The sequence below is a fragment of the Gardnerella sp. DNF01180P genome (genome assembly GCF_049244205.1).
Classification (GTDB): domain Bacteria; phylum Actinomycetota; class Actinomycetes; order Actinomycetales; family Bifidobacteriaceae; genus Bifidobacterium; species Bifidobacterium swidsinskii.
In genome coordinates this window covers 225,527-244,442 of sequence record NZ_CP058386.1, presented here as the reverse complement: position 1 = coordinate 244,442, position 18,916 = coordinate 225,527, and the positions used below count along the sequence as shown (strand labels likewise).

12 protein-coding genes are annotated in these 18,916 nt (G+C 44.4%); 5 read left to right on the top strand and 7 right to left on the bottom strand.

Features of this window, described 5'->3' with window-relative positions:
- Positions 1–99: 99 nt before the first annotated feature.
- From thiO to HXT40_RS00990, 4 genes are all read right to left on the bottom strand, one after another.
- Positions 100–1,170: a glycine oxidase ThiO gene (gene thiO, locus HXT40_RS01005; protein WP_004104781.1), complete on the bottom strand. Its 1,071-nt coding sequence runs from the start codon at positions 1,168–1,170 to the stop codon at positions 100–102.
- 491 nt (positions 1,171–1,661) lie between these two features.
- The gene (locus tag HXT40_RS01000; RefSeq protein ID WP_410310282.1) at positions 1,662–4,349 is read right to left on the bottom strand and encodes a TIM-barrel domain-containing protein; all 2,688 of its coding nucleotides are present in this window, start codon (positions 4,347–4,349) and stop codon (positions 1,662–1,664) included.
- A 96-nt stretch (positions 4,350–4,445) separates the two neighbouring features.
- Positions 4,446–5,282: a TraX family protein gene (locus HXT40_RS00995; RefSeq protein WP_004108130.1), complete on the bottom strand. Its 837-nt coding sequence runs from the start codon at positions 5,280–5,282 to the stop codon at positions 4,446–4,448.
- Positions 5,283–5,359: 77 nt separating this feature from the next.
- Positions 5,360–7,060, bottom strand: coding sequence for an alpha-amylase family glycosyl hydrolase (locus HXT40_RS00990; protein ID WP_410310281.1), 1,701 nt, complete (start codon positions 7,058–7,060; stop codon positions 5,360–5,362).
- A 258-nt stretch (positions 7,061–7,318) separates the two neighbouring features.
- Here HXT40_RS00990 and HXT40_RS00985 point away from each other — a divergent pair, with 258 nt between their 5' ends.
- The 5 genes from HXT40_RS00985 to malQ all read left to right on the top strand — a co-directional run bounded on the left by HXT40_RS00985 (position 7,319) and on the right by malQ (position 15,882).
- Positions 7,319–8,548, top strand: a complete 1,230-nt coding sequence (locus tag HXT40_RS00985; RefSeq protein WP_004108134.1) for an extracellular solute-binding protein — start codon at positions 7,319–7,321, stop codon at positions 8,546–8,548.
- Positions 8,549–8,707: 159 nt separating this feature from the next.
- Positions 8,708–10,114, top strand: coding sequence for a carbohydrate ABC transporter permease (locus HXT40_RS00980; protein WP_410310280.1), 1,407 nt, complete (start codon positions 8,708–8,710; stop codon positions 10,112–10,114).
- Positions 10,111–11,034, top strand: a complete 924-nt coding sequence (locus tag HXT40_RS00975) for a sugar ABC transporter permease (protein ID WP_004104797.1) — start codon at positions 10,111–10,113, stop codon at positions 11,032–11,034. Before HXT40_RS00980 ends, HXT40_RS00975 begins: the two co-directional genes overlap by 4 nt.
- Positions 11,035–11,345: 311 nt before the next feature.
- Positions 11,346–13,355: a type I pullulanase gene (pulA, locus tag HXT40_RS00970; RefSeq protein WP_004108138.1), complete on the top strand. Its 2,010-nt coding sequence runs from the start codon at positions 11,346–11,348 to the stop codon at positions 13,353–13,355.
- 277 nt (positions 13,356–13,632) lie between these two features.
- On the top strand, positions 13,633–15,882 hold the full coding sequence (gene malQ, locus HXT40_RS00965) for a 4-alpha-glucanotransferase (RefSeq protein WP_004108143.1): 2,250 nt from the start codon (positions 13,633–13,635) through the stop codon (positions 15,880–15,882).
- 477 nt (positions 15,883–16,359) lie between these two features.
- Here malQ and HXT40_RS00960 read toward each other — a convergent pair whose 3' ends face one another.
- The 3 genes from HXT40_RS00960 to HXT40_RS00950 form a co-directional block, all read right to left on the bottom strand.
- Positions 16,360–16,968: a hypothetical protein gene (locus HXT40_RS00960; RefSeq protein ID WP_004108152.1), complete on the bottom strand. Its 609-nt coding sequence runs from the start codon at positions 16,966–16,968 to the stop codon at positions 16,360–16,362.
- Between the two features lie 187 nt (positions 16,969–17,155).
- Positions 17,156–17,989 carry a carbohydrate ABC transporter permease gene (locus HXT40_RS00955; protein ID WP_076003104.1) on the bottom strand — a complete coding sequence of 278 codons (834 nt, stop codon included), beginning with the start codon at positions 17,987–17,989 and terminating at the stop codon, positions 17,156–17,158.
- On the bottom strand, positions 17,986–18,837 hold the full coding sequence (locus tag HXT40_RS00950) for a carbohydrate ABC transporter permease (RefSeq protein ID WP_248893559.1): 852 nt from the start codon (positions 18,835–18,837) through the stop codon (positions 17,986–17,988). The genes HXT40_RS00955 and HXT40_RS00950 overlap by 4 nt, the downstream gene beginning before the upstream one ends.
- Between the last annotated feature and the right edge of the window lie 79 nt (positions 18,838–18,916).

Here is an 18,916-nt window from a genome sequence, read left to right as displayed (position 1 = left end):
CTGAATTACTAAAAGTACTTTCTGCATCACACTTACGTCTATATTTGAACGCTTCACACAATTCGCAGCGGAATATAACGAATTCACTGGAATTAGCGATTAGAAGCGAGCAGGATTGCAGCTCTCCAAGAAGCCCTTTTCCTTCTCAGTCAACTCTTGCTCAAGCACAAGTTTTGTAGTCAAAGAAGAGCCTAAAGCGGTGAGCAAAATTCCGTGACGGAAGTAACCGGTGGAAATCGTGGTGTGCGTCTTAGGATCAATGCCAATAAATGGCAGATCATCTGGAGTTCCAGGACGACCGCCAGCAGTAACCTCAGTAATAGAGCATTCCTGAATGCCAGGAAGCACGCTTGCAGCATCGCGAAGCAAGTCGAGCACGCCACCGACCTTTGGAATATCGCGGTCATCTTCGCGAGAAGTAGCGCCGAGCACGAGCTCGCCTGTTTCCTTAGCGCGAGGCACCAAATAAACTGGACGATCATGCACAAATCCACGAACCACAGAGCTCAAAATTGGGCGCAAAGGCTCTGGAATAGTCATACGAATCATATCGCCCCACACAGCGCGAAGCTTAAGCTGAGGAAGCATATCCTTAGCACCCAAACCAGATGCCAAAACTGTGTCTGGACCCAAATCATCCGGAGTACTTGCGCGACGCTCAATAACAACACCGCGCTTTTCGAGTGCATCAATCATTGCTGCAGTGAAAAGACGAGGGTTGATTTGATGATCGTCCGGCACGCTTACAGCGCCAGCAATAGTTGGCGAAAGCGCAGGCTCAATCTCACGAAGCTTACTCACAGAAATATGCTCAGCTCTACGGCCGTAACGATGCTGCAAGTTTAGCAACTCGTTCACGTGCTCGTTATCTGCAGCGTCGCCGCCAATTACGTAAGAGCCGCACTCTAAGTAGCCAGTTGGCTTATCGGTGTACTTTGCAACCGAATCAACCAATTCCTTATACATAGTTGCAGACTCAAACATAAGAGGATACAACGCTTCTTGCTGATATTGCATTTCTGCGGTAGGAGCTAGCATGCCGGCAGCATGGTGAGAAGCACCGGAGACTGGATCTGGATCAATTATGCTAACTTTTACGCCAGCTTCCGTAAGTCTCCACGCTGTTGCTAAACCAATAATACCTGCACCAATAATACGAATATTTCGCATAATACTCCTTCCCTACGGCGGCATTACCCGCATCAGGTTTACGGTCGGCTTTCGCCCTCTCAGCCTGTATAGAACAAGCTCCCGCGTTTCGTAGCTTTGACTTTCAAAACTGCGATTGTAAAACGCTGTAATATTGCCAACTTTAGCGATATTACAAACGCTACAGATAGACGCAACGAAAATATGTGAGCTTCGTCACACTACCGTGCAGCATTCTAGCACTTCTGTGAAAAATTGGTTAATTGAGATGGCATGTCAAATCGCAAAACTAAGCAATTTCGTTACTGACGCAGTACGGTTTCTGCGCGAGTAACGTATAACTCCGTTTTTTCGTTACTGGCGCAGACAGCGCTCGCGCGGATTACGCTCGCGCGCGAAACTCGCGTTGGAAGTCCACTGAACTTCCAACTTAAGCGAGTTTCCGCTCCGAGTTGCCTTCGCGCGCTACGCTCTATGCGCTCAGGCAGGTCGTCGCGCTCGCGCTGACGGAATTACTCAACCGAGCGCAGCAAAATCTCCTCAAGCGCGTGCTTTACCGAAACAGGCAGTGTGCAACGCCATTGCGCCCACTTAACTACGGAAGGCTGGTCGGTTGCGTAAGCGTTAAGCATATCAACGCTGTTGCGATACTTTTCTGCTTCCGATTCGTTCTCGTATTCAAGAGTTGAGATTTCAGCAATAGCACTTGCACTTCCGCCAGAATCTCGCACTGCATCAAAAGCCATTTCCTTGCCTCTGTACGGCACTTGCGCTTGAAGCAGGAATCGGTAAGCGTCGCCAACTTTAGGGTCGGCAGCGATTTGCAATCCACCGTCAACAATTACGCAAACTTCCGAACGAGCTGGCACGTCTTTCACAGAAACCGACAAGCTCAAAGTCGCCTCTTCGCCTTCGTAAGAAACCGCAAACTCGCTTGCGTTAAGCTCTCGGCTCCCAACAAACACGCGCACGTGAGCAAAATCTATGCAAGCAACTCCTCTAAATACAACGTTCCAGTTGCGTTTTTGCGGCACAGATTCTACGGCAGCATCACATCCTGCAACACCGGAAATAATAAATTGCGAAGAACCATTGCCGTCTCGCCACACAAAATTCATACGTGTATTAGCAGTATTTCCAGCAGACGCGGCAGCAAAATCGCCGTTATCTTCTCGCATCACAAATTCGCCGTCAGCTCCAGGGAATGCAAGAACTCGCAAAGCCCGCGGATTTTCAATGCTATTAACAGATTCAGCGGTCTCAGCACTACGCTCGCAATCTGCAACTTCCGGCAAAACTTGCAGAGGCACAATCGCTCCAGCGCGCGCAAAAGCCGGCACGCGGTCAAGTGAGCGCCACGCTTCAAATCTGCGGCCATTCCAGCCGCGAGACACATACCTGCGTCCGTCAAACAAATCGTACCAATCGCCTTCCGGCAACCAAACTCCAGCACATCCGCGCAAAGCAGCCGCGTCGTTAGGCGAAACAATCGGCGATACTATAAGCTCGCTTCCAAAACGGTACTCGTTAGGAATTTCGTAAGCCATTCCAACTTCCGGCGACTGCCAGTACATTGGCTCAATAATCGGCCTGCCATCAAAAGCCGCGCGATAATTCATCGTATAAACGTATGGCAAAAGTTCCGCGCGCAAACGAAGCATTTTCACCATTGCTTCGCGAGTCTCCCGAGGGAAATTCCACGGCTCTTTTCCAGCGAATGGCGAGCAAGTAGAGTGCAAACGATTAATAGGACTAAACGCGCCGAAAGCGTACCATCGCGCTTCCAACTCGTTATTTCTAACGCCAAGCATGTGTCCGCCAATATCGTGACTCCACCATCCGTAGCCAATATTGGAAGCTGTAGAAGTGAAGTAAGTTTGGAAAGCAAGCGAATCCCAAGTAGTAACGGTATCTCCCGAGAATCCAACTGGGTAGCGATGCGAACCAGGGCCAGCATAACGAGAGAACGTAATAGGCCATCGACCTTCGCGCGCAGCGTCCTCATAATGCATGTGGTTCAGCATCCAAAGAGGATCCAAGCCAGGCTCGCGCGTAACTCCCCCCTGCTGCCAGTCAATCCACCAAAATCGCACGCCTTCATCTTCCATACGATGATGCATGTTGAAGTAAGCCTTCACAAACTGCGGATTCGTTAAATCAAATTCCACAGCTTTGCCGCTTGCCGGATCAATGCCAGCATCTTGCGCAACTTGCGGATAATCTTTTTCAAACGCACGCACGCCGTCGCGCGGATGCAAGTTCAAAGTTGGAGACAATCCAGCAGCGTTAAGTTTACGCAAAAAAGCACGATGATCCGGGAAAAGTTCCTCGTTCCACGTATAGCCCGTCCAACCGGATCCATACTTCGGATCAACATCAGTAACATGCCAATCCATGTCAATAACAGCCGTGCTAAAAGGTATGCCTTCGCGCTTAAAACGATTATGCAATTGCAAATATTCGTCTTGACGGTAGCGATAGTAGCGGCTCCACCAATTGCTTAGCGCAAAACGTGGCAGCAGCGGCTGAGCGCCCGTAAGCTTATAAAAGTCTTGAATTGCTTGAATATAGCGGTGTCCGTAACCGAAGAAATACAAGTCCTTGTATCTACCTGATTGCTCGCTAACTTTTTGCGCACGCGACTTAACCCAAGCCCCATACGGGTTTGGTTTGCCATTTATTTCCTCAGCCGGAGCAATTTCGCAAGTTGCAGAATCGTCTAAAATAGACCATCCGTCGCGCGAAAGTATTCCTTTACCAAGTTTTACCGGGCCATTCGCCTGATCCAAAGTTCTAAAAGTTCCAAGAAGATTTCCCGGGCACGCGTCGCCGTAATGCCACGTATTAAACTGCGTGCACGGCACTCCGCGCACAACAATACTTAAACCTTCTTTGCTAAAAGCTTCGCAATTATAAGTAAGATGCAGCTTTTCAGTTTCGACTTCCAGCCATTCATTTTCGTTTGTGCGCGCACTAAATTGCGGCTGAGCGTCCGCGCTTTTGTGAGCAAAATTGCGGCAGATTACAGTTTGCGTAGGATTGTCAACAAACTTTCCATCATCGCTCCATTCAAGACGAATAAGCGAATCTGTAATAACCGTAATTCGCCACTTTTCGCCCTTAATTACCTGACTATCCTGCGCCTTTGCATTTGAATCAGTTGCGTACTTATAAAAAATTCCCAACTTGGAAGAGTCCATACTACTGCACATCTCTGCTGTTACCTTGCAACTTTGCTTATTAACAATTTTATGTATTATTTTATGTATTATTTTGTTTGCTTACAACTTATAACTTTAATGAATGTATACTGCAAACACTGACGCAATGATCAACATCAGCGGATACCACGCATACATAACACAACGGAACGTCGTCGAGTTTTTAGGACCATCACCATAAGGGCTACGATAATGCAACACAGCTACACCAATACCAGGTGTAAGCATCGACATAGCGCCGAACATTCCTGCAGTCATCTCCATAGTAATTTCGCGCTTTTTTAATAATTCAAAAAGAAGTACGAAAATAAGCAAAGTTACGCCGCCGAAGAAAATTCCATGCTGCACAAAAACTTTTCCTATCAAATTCCAAAGAAGACCCGCAATGATAAGCACGGTAATAGCAAAACCTTTACTAAATCCGCTTAAACGTTCCCTAATTGTATCTATACTCGAAAGTACGAATAGGGAAATAACCATTGCAAATACAGGATTTTGCGAACGCATGTCGAACAAACATTTTGAATTCACCAAATCGTATGGAACTTCGCAAACCACTGCTAAAATCAGCAATCTCAACATGTAAAGATTCAAATTATGCGTGTTATGGTATCCGCGTACTAGTATCCACGCATACCATGGCACTGCAGTCCAGCTTATAAATTCACAAACTAATATGACTGTCAATGCAAACATATTATTGGTTACTGTTCCGCCGAACATTCGTGCAATTACTGTGTTACTAAATGCACCTAGCATAAGCATAAAAGCGCCGAGCATTTTGAGTTTATTGAGCGTGATTCCAGTTTTTATGTTACGGTCAGCACGAATTGGTTTGCCGTTTGCATCAAGCATTTCCTTATTCGCGTTACCGCTATCACGCATTATTGCTTTACCACTATTAATACTCATTGCACGTCCTTGTTTATTTGCGCATACCTAGTTTATATAAACTTTATCCGTAGTCGCGTATCTACCTAACCTGTAATTTACATTCCAAACACTGCAAAACTTTGAGCGCCGAGTGTTAAGCAATCACCATCAACTGATATTTCTCCAATTTTCAGTAATGGATTGTAAGCAGATTCTTGCGTAAGATTCGCTAATGCTTCTAATGAAACTGTTTCACTATTTACACCTGGGTTCATAACCACAATGCTTCGTTCCACAGCTGATTCTCCTGCGCCACCTTTTGCGCAACGCTCGTAAGCAAAGCCGCGGCCGTCAACCGGAGCATACAAAACTCTCCAAGACGCGTCAGCTTGCAAAGATTTGCGACTATGGCGAAGCGCAATAAGCGAGCGCACCCACGAAAGGAAGGAATCTTCGCAATTAATTTGCGCAGAAACAGTTGGAATTTCACCACTTTCCACTGCTTGTTTTCGAGAATTTGCGCAAGTTCTTCCGTCTGCTCGCGCTTCAACAGGCAAGTATAATTTAGATTTTGCAGCCGTCGAGAAGCCAAAATTCTTTGCATCATCCCATTGCATTGGCGTACGAGTGCCCGTACGAGCGTAGCCGCCTTCTTTTGTTGGAATATCGCGATATTTCATGCCAATTTCGTCGCCGTAATACACGAATGGCACGCCTGGCATAGTGAGTATCATGCCAAAAGCCACGCGACGCTCACGATCGTCAAGACGCGGAGCAAGACGCGGCGTATCGTGATTGCATGTGATGAAACTAAAGTAACCTTGGTTGCAGGTTGACTCATATTGTGGGTAATAATCGTCTAAAAATGGGCAAATACTGCCGCCACCGTGCGCATTAAAGTAGCTGTGATCGCGCTCAGAATTGTTATCTAAAGCGTTATCAACGTCACGAAGTAAACGCGCATAACCATTAGGATTGCCATCCCAGCGCCAATTCAAATAGAAGTCCATGTCGAATCCGGCAGCAAGAGCCTGACGCGGTCTGCCCCATTCGGACACAAAAGCAGCCTGCGGATACTCTTCTTTTACAGTGCCAAGCATTTCCTGCCATGCGCGAATTGTATTGTCTTTTCCAAGACTTCCTTCGCCATTATTGTCATCGTTTTTTACAAGCGAATCAGCCATATCAACTCGGAATCCATCCGCACCAAGCGAAAGCCAAAATCGCATAATATCAACCATTGCAGCGCGAGTTTCTGCCGCTTCTTTGGAATCTGGAGCGGATTGCCAAGCTCTATCCCTATGTGCAAAACCGTAGTTTAATGCAGGCTGACATTTGAAGAAGTTTAGAATATAAGTGGCGTCACGCTCAGTTTCACCACCAACAAACGGCATAGAATAGCCGCTAAACGCACTGTCGGTCCAAATGTAGCGCTTACTGAACTCGTTTTCTTGAGCTTTTGAACTTTCGCGGAACCATTCATGTTCTTCACTAGTGTGACCTGGCACTAAATCAAGCAATATGCGGATTCCTTGATTGTGAGCTTCACTAAAAAGCTGCTGCAAGTCTTCGTTAGTGCCATAGCGAGCAGCTACTTTTTTGTAGTCGCGCACGTCATAGCCCGCATCTTTAAAAGGCGAGTCATAGCAAGGATTAAGCCAAATTGCGTTGCAGCCAAGCGATTTTACATAGTCTAACTTTTTGATAATTCCTTGAATGTCACCTATGCCATCGCCATTGGAATCACAAAAACTTTGCGGATAGATTTCGTAAAAAACCGCGTCTTTAAGCCACTGAGCATGATCGTATAATGCCATTATTTCACCCTTCTAGCGTTGTGCTATTTAGTTTACACGCAACCACTTGAAAAAATTTATAGGGCGAAATATACAGATTAACCCGCCACTCATTTGCAAACGACACGATATCCGTGTATACTACACAGTGCTTACGAACGGATTTGTGAGACTTGTGACGCTGCTCTACGCAGCAATCGCGATGTTGCGCCACAACGGAGTCCGTTACTACGCCACCAAATGATATGCCAGTTTTTGGCATGATATAGGAGGTCAAGGATGACGAATATTAAGAAGATGCTGGGTGCAGGTCTTGCAGTTGCTACTTTGTTTGGATTTGCAGCTTGCGGTTCAAGCACTAACAATAGCGCTAAGAAGGCTGCTGATTCAGCACCTGTTCAGCTCACTGTTTGGGGTTCTGCTGACGATCAGAAAGATGGCGGCTGGATTAAGACTGTTGAAGCAGAATTCAAGAAGGAAAATCCAAACGTTACTTTCAAGAACGCTGTTGTTGAGCCACCAGACGCTGCTAAGGCTGTTAAGCAGGATGCTAAGGCTGCTGCTGATGTGTTCCTCTTCCCTAACGATCAGCTCGGCGACTTGGTAAAGGCTGGAGCAATCGGCGAATTAAGCGATGACGCCACAAAGCAAGTTAAGGAACAGAACGAAGATACTTTGATTAAGTCTGTTACCGCTCAGGACGGTAAACTTTACGGCGTTCCTTACACCGGCAACACTTGGTTCATGTACTACAACAAGTCCAAGTTCTCCGCTGATGACGTTAAGTCCCTCGACAAGATGCTTGAAAAGGGCAAGGTTTCATTCGATCTTGCTAATGCTTGGTATCTCCCAGGCTTCTACCTCGATGGCAATATGACGCTCTTCGGCGAAAATGGAAACGATGCTAAGGCTGGCATGAAGCTCAGTGATAAGGCTGCTGAAGTTACCAAGTACATTGCAACAAAGCTCGTTGGAAACGAAAAGCACTTCGTACTTGATGGAAATGGTCGCGGCTTGGCTGGCTTGAAGGACGGCTCCGTTGATGCAATGTTCTCCGGTTCTTGGGATGCAGCCAAGGTTAAGGACGCCTTGAAGGATAACTATGCTGCAGCTGCTCTTCCAACCTTCAAGACTGAGTCTGGCGAGCACCAGATGAAGTCCTTCGCTGGTTCTAAGGCTGTTGCTTACAACACCAACACCAAGTCTCCAGAGATGGCTGCTAAGTTCGCTGCATTCTTGGGCTCCAAGAAGTCCCAGCAGATTGCTTTCGAAAAGGAAGGTGCAATTCCTTCTGACAAGTCCCTTGCTGATAGCGTAAAGGCAGAGCCAGCTGCTGTTGCTCAGATGGAAACAATTGCTAAGACTTCTGTCTTGCAGCCAGCAATTCCTGAAATGGGTAAGTTCTGGGATCCAGTTCAAGCATTCGGCACTTCTATCTCCACCGGTAAGATTACTGGCGATAATGCTGCCGCGCAGACCGCAGAATTTGCTAAGGGCTTAGAGAAGTAAGTAAACAAAACTTACTCTAGCCAACAAATCTAAATAGATGCATAAGCAGTGTTTTATGCACTTTGAGTAAAACAATGCGCCCCAGCCCCCGCTCCGGCAAGGGGTGGGGCGCATTGTTTATCTTCTACAAAATAATTTTGTTTACATGAAAGGCATGTCATGACTGGCACGACATCCACAAAGCGAGAAAGACGCCAGAAGAAGACGTCAACTGCAGAACGCTTTGCTCCTTCACCTTATTCACTGAAAGAGGCTGCAAAACATGCGGACATTCTTTCATGGATTTCTGTTGTCATATTTGGCTTTGGCAATTTTGTCCGCAAGCAATACATCAAAGGCGTTATATTCTTAGCGTGCGAAGCAACTTTATTCGTATTCTTATTTGCAATTGGATTGGATTATCTTCCAAAAATCAACACTCTTGGCACAGTAGAACAAGGCAGAGTTAAAGTCAACGGATTCTGGCGATACAGTGCAGGCGATAATTCTGTAGAAATTTTACTGTATGGAGTTATGTCGATATTAGCGATTGTATTGCTTGTATATCTGGCAACTCTCGCTCTTCGCAGCGCGTACAAAGCGCAATCTGTAATGGCAGACGGCAAGAAGCCACTTAATTTCATTGATGATGCGAAGACTCTTCTTGACGAAAAAGCACACGTCGGTTTTATGACTCTTCCAACTGCTGGCATTGTGTTATTCACAATTTTGCCATTGTTCTTCATGATTTCTATGGCTTTCACAAGCTATGACGAGAATCATCAACAAAAATTCAGTTGGATTGGGTTAGACGTTTTTTCTCAATTCTTAACCGGAAAAAGTGATTTAATTAAAGCTGACGTATTCTTTGACGTATTAATCTGGACTCTTGTTTGGGCATTCCTTGCAACCTTCCTGAACTTCTTCCTCGGCATGTTCATTGCAATGATAATCAATAGAAAGTCCACTCGTCTTAAGGGATTGTGGCGAACTTGCTTCTCCCTTACAATTGCAGTTCCACAGTTTGTTTCATTGCTTATTATGAACAATATGCTTAGCCAGAACGGTGTTATTAACATTGTCTTTAAGCAAAACGGTTGGATACATCAGGAGCTTCCTTTCCTTACGGATGTAACTTGGGCTCGAGTGACGGTAATTCTTATCAATCTTTGGGTTGGTATTCCATTCACCATCATGCAGATTACAGGTATCTTGCAAAACGTTCCTGCAGAACTTTACGAAGCTGCAGAGCTCGATGGCGCAGGTTGGTGGCAACGTTTCATGAACGTCACAATGCCGTACATCATCTTTGTTATGACTCCATATTTGATTACTACCTTTACTGGCAACATCAATAACTTCAACGTTATTTACCTCTTAACAAAAGGTGGTCCAGCAAGTAGCAAAGTCAACAGTGCAGGCGGCACCGACTTGCTTATCACATGGCTCTACAAGTTGACTGTTGACCAGCAAAACTACAACGCAGGTGCAGTAATTGGTATTTTGACGTTCATTGTGCTTGCTGTCGTAGCACTGATTACGTATCGCAACTCTGGATCTTACAAGAATGAGGAGGGATTCCGGTGAGTGATAAAACTACAACTAAGAACGAAGAAGCTGTTGTAAAGAGCACTCGTAGTGTTTCTTTCCTTAAAGATCAACATGTCAGAAGAGTAATTGGAGATACTTTCTCACATTTGTTCTTGCTGGTGTTGTCAGTTATTTGGCTGATTCCAATCTTGTGGGTTTTGTTAGAAAGCTTCAACAAGAACACTGGTTCCTATCAGAAAACCTTCTTCCCAACTGAATACTCACTAAATAACTATATAAAGTTATTTACCGATACCGATGACATTAATTTCCCACGAATGTTCCTCAACACTTTGATTGTGTCAATTTTCGTGTGCATTATTTCTTTGGTGTTTGTGTTAGCGGTGTCCTTCTGCATGTCTCGTCTCCGTTTCAAAGGACGTAAGACATTCATGAATCTTGCTCTGATTCTTGGTATGTTCCCAGGTATCATGGCTGTTATTGCTATCTACTTCATTTTGAAGGCTCTTGGTTTAACAAAAGGTTCGATTGTATTAATCGCACTTATTATCGTTTATTCTGCAGGTAGCGGTGCCGGCTTCTACATTATGAAGGGCTACATGGATACTATTCCAAAGTCTTTGGATGAAGCTGCATACTTGGATGGATGCACAAAGTGGCAAGTATTCTGGAAGATTATTGTTCCAATCTGCAAGCCTATGATTGTGTTCCAAGCAATTACTGGATTCTTGGGACCATGGCTAGACTTCGTTATGGTGAAGACAGTAGTGAGAGACAATAAGGAAAACTACACAGTTGCTTACGGATTAATGGAGATGCTTACCAAAAAGTATCTACCTGATTGGTACGCTGCATTCGCGGCAGGCGCTGTGTGCATTTCCATACCAATCGTAATCCTGTTCATTATTATGCAGCGCTTCTACGAAGAGTCCATGTCTGGCTCCGTTAAAGGCTGATAATTTACAGGATATAAATCTACTGAAGGCTGAGACGCTTTCGAGCGTTTCAGCCTTCTCTTTCGCTAGACAACACGAACACGTAAAAATAAAAAATAACTTAACACACTCGCCGTTTGACTTAATACGATAATGGCTATCGCATAAACCCTACCGTGTTTAGCCAAATAGTGCCGCAAAACATAAAAAAACTTGATAACAGAACAATAAGTAAATAATAAAATTTAAAAACTGTATAATTACTAATACGATTAAATAATTTAGAAAATTTAGACAATTCGCAAAATAGCGAAGGAAGAAGGATACCCTATATGACGACTCCATCTTCGGCAACATGGCCTGTATACGAAGGACCTCTTGGATTTACTTTAAACGCTAAATCTACAACATTTACTGTATGGGCACCAACTGCACAGAATGTGACGTTAAGACTTTTTGAAACCGGAAACAACAGTGAGCCAATTCAAACACACGAATTGAAACCGTTGCATGACGGAGCTTGGCGGATTAATTTCCGTAAGCGTTTAGACGGCATATACTACGATTATCTTGTTACTTTCCAAGATGGCACAGTAAATCGAACTAGTGACCCTTGGGGTGTAGCGAGCGGTGTAAATGGTGAGCGCAGCCTTGTCATAGACGATGAGCGAGTGTCTCCTGCCAATTGGCATAAAGATAAGTCTCCTAAGTTTGTGCGTCATGCAATGGTTGTGTGGGAAACGCATGTTGCAGATTTCAGCAGCAATCCTAATGGCGGCTTTAAGCCAGAGCATAGAGGCCAATATCTCGCTTTTACTGATGAACATACATCTTTGCAAAATCCAGATTCTTCTGAATGCAACTTCCCTACTGGCTTGGATTATTTAAAGCAGCTTGGCATTACTCATGTGCAACTCGAACCTATTTACGATTTTGCAACAGTTGACGAATCCGCAATCGACAATGCGCGCAAAAACGGTGCTTCAGCAGAAGAATTAGATTCTCTATACAACTGGGGTTATGATCCTCACGCTTACAACGTTCCTGAAGGTGCTTATTCTAGCAATCCTTACGACGGCACTGCGCGAATTCGCGAATGCAAAGCAATGATTGCGGCATTACATGCTAATGGCCAACGCGTAATTATGGATGTTGTTTATAATCACATGTACAAGTCTGCAGAAAACGCTTTCGAATGCATGGCTCCTGGGTATTTCTGCAGGCGAGACTCTGACGGATCTTTTGCTAACGGCTCTGGCTGTGGAAATGAAATGGCTTCTGAACATCCTATGTTCCGCAGGTTTATTATTGAATCTTTGCTGCATTGGGCACGCTGCTATCACATTGATGGTTTCCGTTTTGATCTTATGGGATTGACTGATACTGAAACCTTAAATCAGGCACGAGCTGCATTAGATGAGCTTCCTGGCGGTAAAGATATTGTTATGTATGGAGAACCGTGGAGTGCTTCGGATCCTGCTGTTGATGAAAAAGTTCCGATGGGAGATAAAGACGGCAGAAGCACTCTTAACGAGCGCATAGGCTGGTTTAGTGACGAGTCTCGCGATTCCCTCAAAGGCAACGTCATGAACCATCTCGACCGCGGGTATGTAAATGGCAATGAGCTCTGGTGCTCAGATGCGGCTCGCCAAACTCTTAATGCATGGCGTGATACGCCTTCTGCAGGTAAAGAAGTTGGACAGATTGTTCAATATACTTCTGCTCACGACGATTTGACTTTCTGGGATAAGCTTTGTATCTCTATGCGCGAGAATGCTAGCGATTTTGAGTTTGACGCTCAAGATGCACAACAAGTTGCGGATATTTTGAACGCTAATATGTTTGCAGCTGGAATTGTTTTGTGCTCTGCAGGCACGCCGTTTATGCTAAGCGGAGAAGAGTTTGGACGCACTAAGCACGGTTGCGATAATTCTTATAATCGCGGTGTACTAATGAACCAGCTTGACTGGGCGCGCGCTGAACGTTTCAATCCGCTTGTTCAATGGTATCGTGCACTTATAAAGCTTCGCGCTGAATATAGCTCATTGTATGATGGCAAACGCAAACAACTTGAAACGTCTAACCATACTGTTTTGGCTACGCGCATTGGCAATAATTTAATTGTTTGCGCAAATCCTATGTATCATGAAGATGCAACTATTCAGCTACCTGCTATTCATAGCGCAAAGGCTCAAGAGTGGCATTGCGTACTTAATTCAAGTGATTATTTTGCTAAGTGGACTGGAAAACAACCTGACACCGCGGTAAATATTACAACTGAAAAAAGCGCTGCTACCCTACACTTGCCTATCAGAACTTTTGTTGTGCTTAGCAACAAGTAATTGCGTTTTAGTAAGTAAAAAAAATAATAAACTGTCAGACGATTGCAACTAAACATGAGTAATCACAACACTTGTGTTTAGTTGCAATTACTTATAAAAACTAGCAAATATGTCGCAACGCTAATTTGCAAACGATGTCAGGTATTTATATAATTGACAGGCAGGGTGTATTTCAATCCAGAGATGTATTGATTTACACGCTATCGCCATAGTTGCACATTTGGCACGCTTACGACGATGTTAGGAATGTGCCAAATCATAAAGTAGAAGGAGCACCATGACAACAACAGCTACTGGCAAAGCTGATGCTGATAAGCCTATGGAAGAAAGCGCAGAACGTCTTGCACGTCCACTTATTAAGCTTGCTAAGGCGTGCGGCGTTGCCACTTTTTATATTGATCAGCAAGGAAGCTACACCGAAATTACAGATGAAGCATTAGTTGGAGTACTTGATGCATTAGGCATGCCTGCCGACACTCAAGACAATATTGCAATTTCATACGAGAAGGTTCAGCGCAAACGCTCTAGCGAGTTATTGCCACCAACTGTCGTTTCGTTTAATGGCGCAAAAACTTGCGTACCAATTCACGCAGGAGATGCCAAAAAAGAGCAAATTCACATTTCTCTTACACTCGAAGATGGAACAGATTATGAAGACTCGTTAGGCGATATTCAATCCGAAGACGATGGAGACTTGTTCATTGAACTTCCGGATGATTTGCCAATGGGCTACCACACTTTGCATGCCAAAGTAATCAGCGCGAATGGCGAGACGGCTCAACATGCTGATGTCACATTGATTGCCGCACCTGCGCGTATTCCATTGCCTGAAAGCGTTAAGCAAAAGCACCGTTGGGGATTCATGACGCAAATGTATTCTGTGCGTTCAAAAGATTCTTGGGGAATTGGCGATTATGGCGATTTGCGTCGCCTACTTAAGGATGCTGGAGAAATCGGCAAGGCTGATTTTATGCTGATTAATCCAATTCATGCGTGCGCTCCAGTAACACCTCTTGAGCCTTCACCGTACTTACCTGAGTCTCGTAGGTTCTTGAATGTCACTTATATTCGTCCGCAAGATATTCCGGAATATGCTGAATTAAGTGGCGAAGATCTTGCTAAAGTAGAGCAATTGCATGAGTCTATTGCTCCTCAAAACAATAATCCAAATCCTATAGATATCAACGCTGCATGGGATGCCAAGCTTCCTGCGTTGCGTATTATTTTCAAGCAACCTCGTTCTACCGAGCGCGAGCGCGAGTTTAGTGAGTTTAAGCATCGTTCTGGTGAAGATCTTGACGCCTTTGCAACTTGGTGTGTTGCGTTTGAGGTTTGGGGTGCTCCTTGGGGCGAGAATTTGTGGTTTGACACTACAGGCAAAGGCACTCCGCAAATTGAGCGACTTAAGCGCGAACATGCTGACTTGTTTGAGTTCCATCGTTGGCTTCAGTGGATTGCTGATGAGCAAGTTGCTACAGCTCACGCTGAAGCTAAAGCTGCTGGTATGGCAATTGGTCTTATGCAAGACATGGCAGTTGGCGTACACGGCTACGGTGCTGACGTTTGGTGGAGTCCGGAACGATTTGCTAATGGTGTAAGCGTTGGTGCTCCTCCTGATTTCTACAACCAGCAAGGTCAGGATTGGGGTCAACCTCCATTCGATCCAAATTATTTGGATGAAACTGGCTATATTGCTTACCGAGACATGGTTCATAACGTGTTCTTGCATGCAGGAGCTGCTCGTATTGATCACGTTCTTGGATTGTTCCGCTTGTGGTGGATTCCACAAGGACAGGGTGCTAGAAACGGCGCGTATGTGTACTACAATGTAGATGCAATGCTCGCAGTTCTCACTATTGAAGCAACTCGCGCAGGCGGTGTTGTTATTGGCGAAGATTTGGGCACTGTGCCGAAGTATGTTTCTAAGGTTCTTGCATCTCATGGCGTGCTTGGCACTGTTGTTGAGTGGTTCACCCACGACGACGAAGCTGAAGCCGCTACTAAGAAGGCTGGAAAGAAGCAAATTATTTTTGCTAATCCGTCTACATATCGAGAGTATGCTCTTGCTTCCGTTACTACGCACGATATGCCACCTACAGCTGGTTATCTTGCCTTTGAGCATGTCAAGCTTCGCGAGCAACTTCATCTGCTTACAGACTCCGTAGAAACGTTCCAGGAGGCTGCTCAAGCTGAACGCGATGCAATGATGAAGATGCTTCTTGAGAACGGTTGGATTAGCAAAGATGCTGCTGAGGATGTTGAAGGTCATGCACAAGAAATTGTGGAAGCTATGCATGCAATTATGCTCACTTCCCCATCTTTGCTTTTGCAAGTAGCTTTGGTTGATGCTGTCGGCGAGAAGCGTTCACAGAATCAGCCTGGAACTAGTACAGAGTATCCAAACTGGCGTATTCCACTTGCTGATGCTGATGGTCGTGTAGTTCACACCGATGAAGTATTTAAGTCACCACGAGTGCTATCTATGACGGCAGTTATGCGCGGCGAAAATACACGGAAGCATGTATAATTTAATAGTTGGTTTACCGATGAACTGACTCTATTTCCCCCCCCTCGTAAGGAATATGATTTGCATAGTAGCAAATCAAAATATTTCTTACATGATGTCCTATGTGAGGCGAGCATCTATAATAGTGCTCGCCTCATTAATTATGGGGTTATGGGGGTTATGGAGTAAGAAGCAAACCCCCTGCCTCAACACCGTTACTCGCGCAGTACGTAATCTGCGTCAATAACACAAATAAGCAGCAACACTCGCGCGCTAAATCGCAGCGCTCAAGCAGGTCATCAGCGCACACCAGTCACAACCTAATTTCTAAAGCACAGCCACACAAACCTGCCCTGCCTTCGTCTTTATTGACGAAGGCAGGCCTCGCTTGCGTTGAAAGCACACCGTGCTTTCAACCCTAAGCAAGCTCGGCACTCCGAGTTGCTTTCGCGCGCACAATGCTGCGCTCAAGCAGGTCGTCACGCCATAACGCAGAAATTACTTCTTAATATACTTTGCAAATACACGCTCTAAAATCGGAGTATGCAGCATAATAAGCGATCCCCAACCAATGAATACCAACAAAGGCAAACCCTGCGGCAAATATACGATTGATGCAAATATTAACACAATAAACACTATATCTAGCAGTGTCATTATAAGAGTTTCTTTCCAATACGAAATACCAAAAATAAGAGAATTAGCCACTGTTTTATCAATTGAATTTTTAAAACGCGCTTGTAATGCAAACACCCATTCGGCAACAATAACCCACAATATGCTCAGAATAAATTTAATAATTAAAAGTGGAGTAAACCACACGCAAAGCCATAGCCAAATAATAGCAAGCAAAACTGGTCCCATTACAGCCCAAATAATAGTAGATTCCAAAAAATTGCTAGCAAACGCGCGAAAATAAGCTGCAGTAATATGTCCTTCACCTTGCTCTGTACGTCTTGCAGCATCATGACCAGCACAAAGAGAAGCGCCGATAGTAATTAAAGGAAAGCTTGTTAAAATCATCAATATTGTAAGCCACACGGCATCAGCAAATGTTTCCATGCTTTGCGCAAACTTTGAATCTGGGCTTCCAAACGAGAAAATCATTCTATACTATCTCCTGGTTTTATGACGCAATTCCTATGCTTTACTATCTATAGATACTCTAATAACGAACTCTACCACCTAATTACAAACTAACGTAACTATTAAAAATAATGACGGTGTGCACAAACGTAATAGTATGCACACACCGCCGCTTTCACTGCCACTTGAATTTTGGAGGAGAATTAATTTATCCCTTTACTGCACCAGACATAACACCTTTAATAATGTACTTCTGGCAGATGAGGTAGAAGATTATGATTGGAACAATTGCCATAACCAAGCAGCCCATCATTGCGCCCATCTCGACAGATCCATAGCCGCCCTTCAAATACTGAACAGCTATAGAAATAGTCTTATACTTGTTGAGATCGAGCGTCAAGAATGGAAGCAGGAAGTCATTCCAAATCCACATTGCCTGCAAGATTGAAACCGAAATAATAGCAGGTCGCATAATCGGCACAATAATCTGGAAGAATATACGTGGCACAGAAGCACCATCAATCATTGCAGACTCTTCGAGTTCTTGCGGAATACCCTTAATCACACCAGTGAAAATAAACACTGCAAGTCCTGCACCAAAGCCTAAGTAAATAATCCACAATCCCCATGGAGTATTCAACTTCAAAGCGTTCGTAATGTAAGCAAGGGTGTACATAACCATCTGGAATGGCACAATCATGTTAAACAGGAACAAAACGTATAGAAGTTTTGCTGCCCAATTGTTCACACGAACAATCCACCATGCACACATTGACGTGCACAGAAGAATGAGAATCACAGAACCAACAGTTACAACAATGGTCCAGAGGAAACTCATCGGAAAATCAGTACGATTTGAGCCTAATACGTAGTTAGACATTCCAACAAACGATTTTGAACTAAAAGTAAAAGGATTGCTGGCAATATCAACCTTAGACTTGAAAGAATTCAGCACTACTAAAGCTATAGGAAAAATCCATAACAAGCTTATAAGAGTGAACAGCACCGTCCATAACGCAGGATGCTTTGTTTTCTCGTTCATGCCGCTACCTCCTTTGACCTAGTGAGTATATTCTGAACCATAGCAATAACAGCCACAACAATGAAGAACATGACTGCCTGAGCCTGGCCAACGCCTTCACATCTTGGAGTAGTGAAAGTTCTATAAATATTAAGAGCTAACATCTCTGTTTTCCTTGACGGACCACCGTTAGTTAATGCGAAGTTCTGATCGAAAAGCTTGAAGCCGTTGGTAATTGTTAAGAATGTGCAAACAGTAATAGAAGGCATCATCAATGGAATAGTAATCTTGAATAAAGTCTGCCTTGGGCTTGCACCATCGACAGCAGCTGCTTCCATAACATCTCCTGGAAGAGCCTGCATTCCTGCGATATAAATAATCATCATATAGCCAATTTGCTGCCAGCAAACAACAATCACAAGACCCCAGAAACCGAATACTTCAGAGAACGTAATCGTACGATTGAAGTAGCCGAGTATACCATTTAACAAGAGCTGCCAAATATAGCTTAAAACGATACCGCCAATAAGATTTGGCATAAAGAACACGGCTCTGAATATCGTCGTGCCCTTGAACTTCTTAGTAAGCATGTACGCAATTGCAAAAGCAATAACATTAATAATTATTGTTGTAATAACTGCAAAAAGCGTTGTGAACAAAAACGAATAAACAAGATGCGGATCTTTTAAAGCTCTATAGTAGTTACGAAAACCCACAAACTTACCATCAGTCACAGTAGTGAATTTTCTAAAGCTCAAGTACACACCCATAATAAATGGCACTAAGAAGCCAACAATAAACGCAGCAAACGTTGGCAGCGCAAATAACCACCACCATTTACGTATTGCTTTTCCGCTCATACTAATCATGACTCGTCACTTTCTCCTCCTTGAGCGCGACATCCACGTAGACATCGCTGTCCCGAACCAATAACTTCATTCTACTACA